This is a genomic window from Streptomyces sp. NPDC096040 (assembly GCF_040303265.1).
Taxonomy (GTDB): domain Bacteria; phylum Actinomycetota; class Actinomycetes; order Streptomycetales; family Streptomycetaceae; genus Streptomyces.
Genome location: NZ_JBEOTA010000087.1, coordinates 1 through 2,754, shown reverse-complemented (window position 1 = coordinate 2,754; position 2,754 = coordinate 1). Strand labels below are relative to the sequence as shown.

At 60.5% G+C, this 2,754-nt stretch carries 2 protein-coding genes and 1 pseudogene; 2 read left to right on the top strand and 1 reads right to left on the bottom strand.

The window, feature by feature from the left end:
* The first annotated feature begins 554 nt into the window (after positions 1-554).
* The gene (locus ABTY98_RS42065; RefSeq protein ID WP_352226455.1) at positions 555-986 is read left to right on the top strand and encodes a hypothetical protein; all 432 of its coding nucleotides are present in this window, start codon (positions 555-557) and stop codon (positions 984-986) included.
* 77 nt (positions 987-1,063) lie between these two features.
* Positions 1,064-2,404, top strand: coding sequence for a VanZ family protein (locus ABTY98_RS42060; RefSeq protein WP_352226454.1), 1,341 nt, complete (start codon positions 1,064-1,066; stop codon positions 2,402-2,404).
* A gap of 67 nt (positions 2,405-2,471) precedes the next feature.
* Here the strand turns inward: ABTY98_RS42060 and ABTY98_RS42055 are convergent.
* A pseudogene (locus ABTY98_RS42055) lies at positions 2,472-2,754 on the bottom strand (hypothetical protein); the annotation flags it as partial.

The window sequence follows — 2,754 nt, the reverse complement described above, 5'->3', positions numbered from 1 at the left end:
AGCTCAGCTCGCAGCATCACCAGCCCACTACAGAAGAGCCACCCCCCAACCGTAGCTGTTCAGCAGGCGTGGACGCGCATAGATCGCACGCCTGCCCCGGTCCACTAAACGGAACATAGGGGGATGAATGACCCAGCCAGCTCCCTCTTGGCTTCTATTGCTGTGAAGTTAGAGCAGCGCTGACCTGCGCGTCTGCGCATTGAACCCCTGCTGAACAGCTACCCCCAACCCTTTGCGCGGCAATTCCGCTGCCACGCCTGACGTGATCAGCTTCACATCCGCCAGTGATGGCCGAAAATGATCACCTCCGACGAGACGCATGGGAACCTGTCGCACAACGCAGTAGTCTTCAGCCTGATCAACGACCTTTGTGACCTTCCGGCTCGAATTCGATAGCGAGCCCAGGGCATCCGTCAAGGCTTTATCCAGTCATTCTGGACTGAATTTCACACTAAAGATCGGACTTCTCTTACGGCTTGCGGGAAGCGTTCATGATCGATACCGTTTCTGCATTCGCACATCCGTGTGAGTAAATACTAGTTGGAGGTTCGGTCATGCGTATTGCGCTGACTCGCCTTGTGGCGGTCGCGGCTGTTGCCGCGATCCCGGTCCTGGGCGCTACCAGCACGGCCGGCGCGGCCAGTTCGGTTGCGTCGATTGACACCGATTGCCCGCACAACGGCTACATCACCAACGGTGATACCTGTACGGTGCTGAGCAACGGTGTGCTGTACTTGCACGACGTGCCGAACGGATCCTATGTACAGCTGGCATACAGCAAGACTGGCGGCAGCGCCATCTCGGCGAAGCTTGGTTACGAACGCAATTCCACCAACCACTATGGTTCCTACAAGAGCATGAGCTCGGGGAACGAGTACTGGCAGACCTTCAGCCCGTCCGCAGTCAGTTGCGCCGTCGACATCGGCCTGATTTACGACAGCGGGTCGGGCTCGCAATTCCAGACTCCGCCCACCAAGGACTGCTAACCCTTTGCCTCTATGCCCCCGGACGACGCTGTGCGTCCGGGGGCTACGTCGCCGACTCCATCTTGAAGGGGCTCACCTTGCTTGAGGCCGTCTTCCGTGGGCACATATACACACTGGCCCTCGGTTGCGTATTCATTATCTTTGCGGGAACGCTGGCCTTCCGTATTGTCTCCGGTAGGGCCGCTCACCCCGCCCTGGTTGGCCTGTGGGTCTCCTCCCTGATCGGTGTCGTCTATCTGACTATGTGGTCGACCGGCGGCTCGCAAGGACCGGGCAGTTGCACGATCAACCGAGATCTGATCGAGCCATTCGCCGAGCAGCAAGGCCAAATGAACGTCGCCATGTTCGCCCCGGTCGGCGTGCTCGGCGTTCTTGCCACGCGACGCGTCTCTATGGCGGCTCTCATCGGCGTGGCGTTGTCAGCGTGCATTGAAACAACGCAGGGTGTATTCCCCATTCTCGGCCGGGCCTGCGACACCAGTGATTTTGTAACCAACTCCACGGGTGCAGTCATCGGTGCGCTGGTGGGTTGGGCCGTGGTCAAGGTGGAACGCCAAGGGAGTCCACCGCGTTGGGATCTTCAGCCGAAGGCGTTTGCTTTCGCTGCAATTCCTCTTATCGGTGTCTTGACTACCGCCTGGGTTGGCTATATCCAGCCGCATTCCGTGGCTCGCACCAGTGCGGTGGCTGATGCTGACAGTGCGCAGGTCCAGGCCGTCCGCAAGCAGCTGCAGCAGGCATTCGGCCGTTACTACTCCTTGCGTCGCGTCCAATTCAATTCTCAGGACGGTATCCACGGGACTGTCTTCGCATCCCTGCGCGACGGGACTCTTGAGATGTCCTGGCCGGGGCAGACCGACTTGACCGCAAGCATCGATATCTCGAATACCTCCGGCTTTCCCCTCGCCGGCGCGACCTCTGCCAAGACCGCTGCCAACGCGAAATCCCTAGCGCTCACCTACGCTCGAGGTCACTATCCGAGCGCCGTCACAGGAAGCAATGTCTCTGTCTCTGGCGTGGGCCAGGACGCTGCGCTGGGTTGGATCGTCAGTTTTCGCCGCCGTCACCATGGCATCCTGATGCCCATGCGCCTAGACGTCGAGGTCACTCGTTACGCCAAGGTGAGCCAGATGTCTGTGCGTCTGTTGCCTGACGTTGACATCCCCGATGCGAAGATCTCCCGGCAGAATGCGGCCAAGATCGTGAGACGCACGCAGCCCAATTGCCCGACCGCCAGCGCTGACGAACTTCTCGCAGTGCGGTCCCACGGAACGTGGCGGACCGTGTGGCGAGTCTCAGCCTCATGCAGTGACAGTACAAAACGTATCAATGTCAACGCAGTTACCGGCAGTATCGAATCCGTCGAATCGCGCCCCACTGTTCCCAGCGCTACCACTGGGAGCCGCACCAGTGGCTGACACGTTTGTCACCATTGATCAGGGTTGATCTAGATGGTGTCCCGCTGGGTGGTGCAGCCGATCTTGGTCAGGGCGTGTTGGTGGTGTTCGGTAGCGCGGGGGCGCTGTCGGGGAGCTCAGCGGGGTAAAGCTGATCCATGCTTCCCTCGGGCAGGTAGCGGCGGGGGAAAGCGATCCTTCGTCGTGCAGGGCACTTCCCCCCGTCTGGTGGACACCCGACGGGGGGAAGTGCCCTGGGGCCTTCCCCCCGTTCGAACAGGACGGCGGTGACCAGCCGCAGGAGGGCGTCGTCATTGGTGAAGACCTGGACGACGTCGACACGGCGCTTCACCGACTCAAGCAGGCGGAGG

Bases quoted from the DNA above. Each gene is read 5' to 3' on its own strand.
- ABTY98_RS42065 (WP_352226455.1), top strand. From the start codon at position 555: ATGCGTATTGCGCTGACTCGCCTTGTGGCGGTCGCGGCTGTTGCCGCG.